This is a genomic window from Bacillus sp. EB106-04-02-XG92 (assembly GCF_058791995.1).
Genome location: NZ_JBYTEA010000001.1, coordinates 678,656 through 685,610 on the forward strand (window position 1 = coordinate 678,656; position 6,955 = coordinate 685,610).

At 36.9% G+C, this 6,955-nt stretch carries 8 protein-coding genes and 1 pseudogene; 2 read left to right on the plus strand and 7 right to left on the minus strand.

What is annotated here, in order from left to right:
- Nucleotide 1: 1 nt before the first annotated feature.
- The 4 genes from queA to ruvA are packed head-to-tail and all read right to left on the minus strand — an operon-like array spanning nt 2 to nt 2,895.
- Complete coding sequence (gene queA / locus AC3WVA_RS03590) at nt 2-1,054, minus strand: tRNA preQ1(34) S-adenosylmethionine ribosyltransferase-isomerase QueA (protein ID WP_048531391.1); 1,053 nt, start codon at nt 1,052-1,054, stop codon at nt 2-4.
- Between the two features lie 19 nt (nt 1,055-1,073).
- Entirely contained in the window at nt 1,074-1,274 is a 201-nt protein-coding gene (locus AC3WVA_RS03595; RefSeq protein ID WP_000138162.1) for a DUF2905 domain-containing protein, read from the minus strand.
- Nucleotides 1,271-2,272: a Holliday junction branch migration DNA helicase RuvB gene (ruvB, locus tag AC3WVA_RS03600; RefSeq protein WP_048531393.1), complete on the minus strand. Its 1,002-nt coding sequence runs from the start codon at nt 2,270-2,272 to the stop codon at nt 1,271-1,273. The genes AC3WVA_RS03595 and ruvB overlap by 4 nt, the downstream gene beginning before the upstream one ends.
- 5 nt (nt 2,273-2,277) lie before the next feature.
- Nucleotides 2,278-2,895, minus strand: a complete 618-nt coding sequence (gene ruvA, locus AC3WVA_RS03605) for a Holliday junction DNA helicase RuvA (RefSeq protein WP_000464511.1) — start codon at nt 2,893-2,895, stop codon at nt 2,278-2,280.
- A 188-nt stretch (nt 2,896-3,083) separates the two neighbouring features.
- On the opposite strand from ruvA, the gene AC3WVA_RS03610 reads away from it, so the two are divergent.
- Nucleotides 3,084-4,028 carry an iron-hydroxamate ABC transporter substrate-binding protein gene (locus tag AC3WVA_RS03610; protein WP_098345251.1) on the plus strand — a complete coding sequence of 315 codons (945 nt, stop codon included), beginning with the start codon at nt 3,084-3,086 and terminating at the stop codon, nt 4,026-4,028.
- Nucleotides 4,029-4,039: 11 nt separating this feature from the next.
- Here the strand turns inward: AC3WVA_RS03610 and AC3WVA_RS03615 are convergent, their stop codons facing one another.
- Nucleotides 4,040-4,570 (minus strand): BofC C-terminal domain-containing protein, encoded by a 531-nt coding sequence (locus AC3WVA_RS03615; RefSeq protein ID WP_098345250.1) that lies wholly within the window; start codon nt 4,568-4,570, stop codon nt 4,040-4,042.
- 441 nt (nt 4,571-5,011) lie between these two features.
- Between AC3WVA_RS03615 and AC3WVA_RS03620 the strand changes: the two genes are divergently transcribed.
- On the plus strand, nt 5,012-5,446 hold the full coding sequence (locus AC3WVA_RS03620) for a branched-chain amino acid ABC transporter substrate-binding protein (RefSeq protein WP_141539409.1): 435 nt from the start codon (nt 5,012-5,014) through the stop codon (nt 5,444-5,446).
- A gap of 33 nt (nt 5,447-5,479) precedes the next feature.
- On the opposite strand, the gene AC3WVA_RS03625 is transcribed toward AC3WVA_RS03620, so the two are convergent.
- Both AC3WVA_RS03625 and exsA read right to left on the minus strand, forming a co-directional pair.
- Nucleotides 5,480-6,127, minus strand: a complete 648-nt coding sequence (locus tag AC3WVA_RS03625; RefSeq protein ID WP_048531401.1) for a YhcN/YlaJ family sporulation lipoprotein — start codon at nt 6,125-6,127, stop codon at nt 5,480-5,482.
- 179 nt (nt 6,128-6,306) lie between these two features.
- Nucleotides 6,307-6,955 (minus strand): annotated as a pseudogene (gene exsA / locus AC3WVA_RS03630) (spore coat assembly protein ExsA); the annotation flags it as partial.

A 6,955-nucleotide genomic window follows, 5' to 3' on the forward strand; every position in this document is an offset into this window, starting at 1 on the left:
TTTATTTGTTTCCCATCTTAGCGTGAGATGCAACAAACATTGCATCACCGAAGCTAAAGAAACGATATTTTTCTTTTACTGCTTCATTATAAGCATGAAGTACATTATCTCTGTTTGCAAATGCACTTACAAGCATAATTAATGTTGATTTCGGTAAATGGAAGTTTGTAATCAAACCATCAATTGCTTTAAATTCATAACCTGGGTACATAAAAATGTCTGTCCAGCCAGAAGCTGCACAAAGCTTTCCATCGTGATCTGTCGCAATTGTTTCTAACGTACGAGTTGAAGTCGTACCTACCGTAATAATACGTCCACCATTCTCTTTCACACGGTTTAATAATGCCGCTGTCTCTTCAGACATATGGTAATATTCTGCGTGCATATGGTGTTCTTCAATCGTATCAGCAGAAACTGGTCTAAATGTTCCAAGCCCTACGTGAAGTGTGATGAAAGCTAACTCGACGCCTTTTTGTTTTAACTTCTCTAGTAACTCTTCTGTAAAGTGAAGTCCTGCAGTCGGCGCTGCTGCTGAACCGACCTCTTTCGCATATACTGTTTGATAGCGATCGCGATCTTCTAGCGTCTCTTTAATATATGGAGGAAGTGGCATTTCTCCAAGTTCATCTAAAATTTCATAGAAGATGCCGTCATATGAAAATTCAAGCTGACGTCCACCTTGATCTGCAGTTCCTGTGCAAGTTGCTTTTAATTTCCCTTCGCCAAAAGAGATAACAGTTCCTTCTTTTACACGTTTTGCTGGCTTAACAAGCGTTTCCCACTTATCGCCTTCTTCTTGTTTTAAAAGAAGTACTTCAATGTGCGCGCCTGTATCTTCTTTCACACCATGCAAACGAGCAGGCATTACTTTTGTTTCGTTTAAAACTAAGCAATCCCCCTCATGTAAGTAAGAAAGAATGTCCGTAAAATGTTTATGCTCAATATCACCTGTTTCACGGTCTAACACCATTAATCTTGATGTTTCACGTTCTTCTAATGGGACTTGTGCAATAAGTTCTTCTGGTAAATGAAAATCAAACAGATTAATATCCATAACTATATCCACCTATTTCTTATTTAAATCGATTTATTATATACATAATAAAAGATAATACAATACTTAACACAATACATGTAATGATAGGAAAATAAAAGGTAACGTTTCCTTTTTTCACAAAAATATCGCCTGGAAGTCTTCCAATGAACTTCCAAGCTAACCCAACAACGATGAGTAAGATACCTGCTGTAATAAGCAATTTTGGCATCTCCGTCATACTTTTGGCATCTCCATTCCGAAATGCTCATATGCAAGCGGCGTTACAATTCGGCCTCTTGGCGTTCGTTGTAAAAAGCCAATTTGTAATAAATACGGCTCATACACATCTTCAATCGTATGAGATTCTTCACCGATCGTTGCGGAAACCGTTTCTAACCCAACTGGGCCACCGCGGAATTTCTCAATAATACCAAGCAATAATTTATGATCGATATGATCTAGACCTAATTTATCTACTTGCAGTAGTTCTAACGCCATTTGTGTAATTTCCATCGTAACTGTTCCGTTACCACGAACTTGCGCGAAATCACGTACACGTCGTAATAAACGATTTGCAATACGAGGTGTACCACGAGCACGTCTTGCAATTTCTAGTGCGGCTAACGAATCAATTTCAACTTCAAATACTTCTGCTGTGCGTTCAACAATCTCAGAAAGCTGATCTACTGTGTAATATTCTAATCTCGAAAGTACACCGAAACGGTCACGAAGCGGCGCTGATAATGCTCCCGCACGTGTCGTTGCTCCAACTAATGTAAATGGCGGTAAATCTAAACGTACAGACCGTGCTGACGGTCCTTTTCCAATTACAATATCAAGGCAAAAGTCTTCCATCGCAGGATATAGCACTTCTTCAATCGATCTATGCAAACGATGAATCTCATCAATAAATAATACATCCCCTGGCTGAAGCGCTGTTAATACGGCTGCTAAATCTCCTGGCCTTTCAATTGCCGGACCTGAAGTTGTTCTCACATTTACGCCCATTTCATTCGCAATAATATTGGCAAGCGTCGTTTTACCAAGCCCTGGCGGTCCATATAGAAGCACGTGATCTAACGTTTCTTCACGCATTTTCGCTGCTTCAATAAATACTTCTAAATTATGTTTTGCTTTATCTTGGCCAATATACTGACGGAGCGTCTGTGGCCGTAATGAATATTCTAAATCCGCATCTTCAAATGCAGATTCCCCTGAAAGGAGACGTTCGTCCATTATACTCACCTCTTACCATTTAGTAAAAGACTAAGTGCCTTTTTAATATACTGATCCGTCGTTAATGATTCTTTTAATAACTCTGGTACAACGCGAGAAACTTCTCTTTCTGCGTATCCAAGTGCGCGCAGAGCTTCCAGTGCCTCATCAAGCTCAGCTGATGAACCTTTCTTCTCATCAAAACGTTCTGTGTCTGAGAATAAATCAACAAATGCATCTGGTACGACATCTGCTAGTTTTCCTTTTAAATCTAAAATCATTTGGCGTGCTGTTTTCTTTCCGACGCCTGGGAATTTCACTAAAAACTTCTCATCTTCATGCTCAATCGCTTGAACGACCTGTCCTGTTTGACCAGAAGCTAATATTGCAAGAGCTCCTTTTGGCCCAATGCCAGACACGCCTAACAACTTTGTAAATAATAAACGCTCTTCACGTGTTTTAAACCCGTAAAGTGCCATAATATCTTCTCTCACATAATGATATGTATAGACACGGATTTCTTGCTTACTTCTTTGAAATACATACGGATTCGGTGTGAAAATTTGATAACCAATTCCATTATGATCAATTACGACATATTCCGGCCCTACATACTCCACGTAACCTGTAACATATTCAAACAAAATACGATCTCTCCCTCTTAAATCATGTATTCCATTTTAACATATTTAATGATAGAAAAGCGAGACTGCCCCAACAAATGTTCTCCACTTAAAACTTCTGTTATTTTCCATTGACAGAAAGGTTAAAGCACCTTAATATACAGAAGTCGATAATGATTATCAATACTAATTAAAGGGGTTACATCAGGATGAAACGTAAGCTATTTATTTTATTTACTATTATGCTCGTTGTTCTTTCTATCGTTGGCTGTTCTTCTCAAAAAGAAGAATCGAAAGCAAAAGAACAACCGAAAACAAAAGTTGTAAAACATGCTAAAGGTGAAGCTACAATTCCAGTAAATCCAAAGAGAATTGTTGATTTATCTGGATCAACAGAAGAATTATTACTTCTTGGACACAAACCTGTTGGTACAGCAAACACATATAAAGATAAAATCCAAAATCACTTAACAAAAAAATTAGATGGCGTAAAAGCAGTAGGTTGGTACTGGGCACCTAAAGTTGATTTAGAAGCTGTTACTGCTTTAAAACCAGACTTAATTATTTTAAATAATCGTCAATTGAAGATTTATGATCAATTAGAAAAGGTTGCACCGACAGTTGTTCTAGAAACAAACTTAGAAGACTGGCGTGGTAAGTTTAAAGAAGTAGGCAAACTATTTGACGAAGAAAAGAAAGCAGACAAATGGATTGCAGACTACGATAAAAAAGCAGACTCTTTATCTAAAAAAATTAAAGAAAAAACAAAAGATGAGAACTTTATGTTCGTCGCAGTTACACCACAAAACTTCCGTGTATACGGTAGCTTCGGATACGGTGACATCATCTTTAACGACTTAAAACTTCCAGCAACAAAAGGTACAGATTTAAAACAAACGATGGCACAAGTATCACTAGAAGGTCTTGTTGCATTCCAACCTGATCAAATGTTTATTGTAAACTTTGGCGGCGAAGCTGATAAAGTTTACGAAGACTACAAAAATAGTGCTGTTTGGAAAGACAATAAAGCAGTTAAAAACAATCATGTATATGAAGTATCGAATGAAGTCTTCAATACGAAAGCGTTCAATCCAATCGGAAAAGACATGCTAATCGATGAAATCGCAAAACAAATTTTAGATAAAAACAAGTAAAAAAAAGCAGCTCACCATGAGCTGCTTTTTTTCTTATTTTGCACTGCGTATTGTTTCATTTTTTCAATCGTCTTCACAAAACCTTCTTTTGATTTAATACGAATACCACGCTTCAATTTCGCACGATCATAACTCTCAAGCTTTTTCATATCAATTTGAAAGAAGGAATGAATCGCATTATCACTTTTCGGTACACCTTTAAAAATTTGTAATATCCCTTCCTCTGACACGCCAAAATAACCGCTCGTCTTTAATAACGGAGAAATATCATCAACTTTCTTTTGTAATACGATTTGTACATCATCACGATCAACGAGCTGCCATTCTTTATATTGCTGTAAAAACTTTTCTAAATCCGCTACTTTTTCTGTAAAGATTTCCTCACTTACTTCTCCATCAACATACATACGCTCTAATAAAATTGTAACTTGCGGCTCTTTTTCTGTTATTTTTGGTACTGTCCCTTCCGCCTTCACATTCGTTTCATAAAAGAAACAAAACATCATAACGAAAGCTTGCATCGCAATCAGTATCCATCTCATTTCCGTTCACCTCTTTTAGGCAAGATCAAACTTTCATTAGTAGTTTTTCCGGAAGTGGGGGTTTTATCCATATAAACAACCACATTATAATTCTCTTGAAAATAAAAAATGCAGATAAAGTTTTATCTTTATCTGCATTAGCATTTGTTTTTATATAAAATGAAAGACGCCTGCAAAGCAGGCGTCTTGATGCGTTTACGGCGAGAGACCAGGCGACCACATTCGCGTGTTTAGCACTTAAGCATATCTCTCGTCTTACGTAAATTAGCTCATCGCTTTGCTAATATAACATTAATAAAGTATAAGTGCAACATGTTTATAAAAATATTTTATTTCCTCTTTCATCCAAACAAATTATATGTAAATTATAAATTGATAAATGTAATATATATGTTACAATTGATATGACAGCGAAATCATAATAAACAGGAGATGGATATTGTGAAAAAAATAAAGGATGAACGTCTCATTCTACAAACATTAAAAAACATACGCATCGCTTTTCTTTTTCAATCACTCGGTATAATTGGCATTTTAGGCTATATTGGATTAACTGAAGGAATGGATCAAATTACGAAATCTCCATTATGGCTATTATTCATACTTACGAGTATTGTGCTTTCTTATTTACAGTTAAGCGTTTCTATCGATGTAGAAGAAAGCGAAAAGGAAATAAAATTAACTCCTTATTACAAAATTGTTTTACGTTCTCTTATTGTAGGAATCGTTATGGCTATTATTTATATTATTTTCAGTCCAGAAAGACCTCTCTTTGAAGCTATTTTAACAGGTGGTATTCTCTTTATATGCTTTTTAGGTTCTTATTCCGTTAGTTATTTTATAAAAAAACGTCGTTTACAAGACGACGATGAATAAAGAGGAAGGGCTCCCCCTTCCTCTTTTGTTTTACTATCGCATAGTACCAGTTAAACCGTAACGGATGTCTCGGAACATATTTGTTATGTCACGGTTGAAATCGTTTGTAACTGTACCGTTACGCAGTCGTGTACTCATTGCATCGACACGTGTAAACATGTCATTTCTTACAGAAACATATACGTTTCTGTTTCCAACTTCATTTGCAACAGCTTGACGAACTTCATTTGCAAGCGCTGTTTCATTCGATACTGGATTACGTGGTTTTACCGCAATCGCCACATCGTTTCCATATACAACTGTAGACACACGGTCTACGTTATTCATACGTTTCACACGATTTGTTATTTTTTCTGCTGTTTTACCATCATTGTTAATGTATGAATTGTTCATTGTAATATTACGTGTTGGATGCGGATTAGCAATTTGACCGTTGTAATTTACATCGCGGTAATAATTGTTATATCCTGTACCGTTACGACCATTTCTATATGTTACATAATCTGTATAGCGATCATTACGCGTTACATTATCACGATACTGGTGTGTATCATTATAAGATGTACGCTCGTAATTGTAGTTACGTCCATCCATTGCATTGTTATCTTTTGGTGTACCACATGCAGCTAATGCACTGGTAACTAACAAAGAAGCAGCAATCACTTTTACTTTCGTATTCAATACAAAAACCCCCTCTGTTAGAATGAACTTCTCTTCTGAAAAGCTCCCTCTTATGATGAGTAACAGAGAAGGTTTTTACACTGTTAATATTTCACTGGGGATTTTCTAACATTTGATATAAATCTTCCATTTCCGGAACAACTCTACATACAAAAAAGGTGGGAATAATCCCACCTTTTTTAAACTTCTTCATCCTCTTCTTCTGAAACTGGCTCCCCAAATACATTTGGTGGATCTGGTTGATAATACATCGTTCCTGGCTGTGGTGCATATGCCGATTGAGTTGGTTGATAATATAAAGGATTCGCGTATTGTGGTCCTCCAGGTTGCGGACTATATAGCCTACTCTCACCTCCGCACCCACAATCTTCCTCTCCTTGCACGAGCGGTGGCATATTATTATCCATTGGCATCATATTTGGATTTGGCATAGACGTATATTGCGGTCCAAACGGTGCTCCTTGCTGATACGGCATCTGATATGGATTTGGTGGTTGATGATACGGATTCGGCGGCATCATAGGCTGTTGGTATGGCATTTGATATGGCATCATATTCGGTGGTTGATTATTATCCATGATTGGCATCATATTCGGCATTTGATTATTATCCATGATTGGCATCATATTCGGCATTTGGTTGTTATCCATGATCGGCATAATGTTGGGTATTGGGTTATTATCCATAATTGGCATGATATTTGGTGGTTGGTTGTTATCCATGATTGGCATGATATTTGGTGGTTGGTTGTTATCCATGATTGGCATGATATTTGGTGGTTGGTTGTTATCCATGATTGGCATGATATTTGGTGGTTGGTTGTTATCC

Bases quoted from the DNA above. Each gene is read 5' to 3' on its own strand.
- queA (WP_048531391.1), bottom strand. From the start codon at position 1,054: ATGGATATTAATCTGTTTGATTTTCATTTACCAGAAGAACTTATTGCA.
- AC3WVA_RS03595 (WP_000138162.1), bottom strand. From the start codon at position 1,274: ATGACGGAGATGCCAAAATTGCTTATTACAGCAGGTATCTTACTCATC.
- ruvB (WP_048531393.1), bottom strand. From the start codon at position 2,272: ATGGACGAACGTCTCCTTTCAGGGGAATCTGCATTTGAAGATGCGGAT.
- AC3WVA_RS03610 (WP_098345251.1), top strand. From the start codon at position 3,084: ATGAAACGTAAGCTATTTATTTTATTTACTATTATGCTCGTTGTTCTT.
- AC3WVA_RS03615 (WP_098345250.1), bottom strand. From the start codon at position 4,570: ATGAGATGGATACTGATTGCGATGCAAGCTTTCGTTATGATGTTTTGT.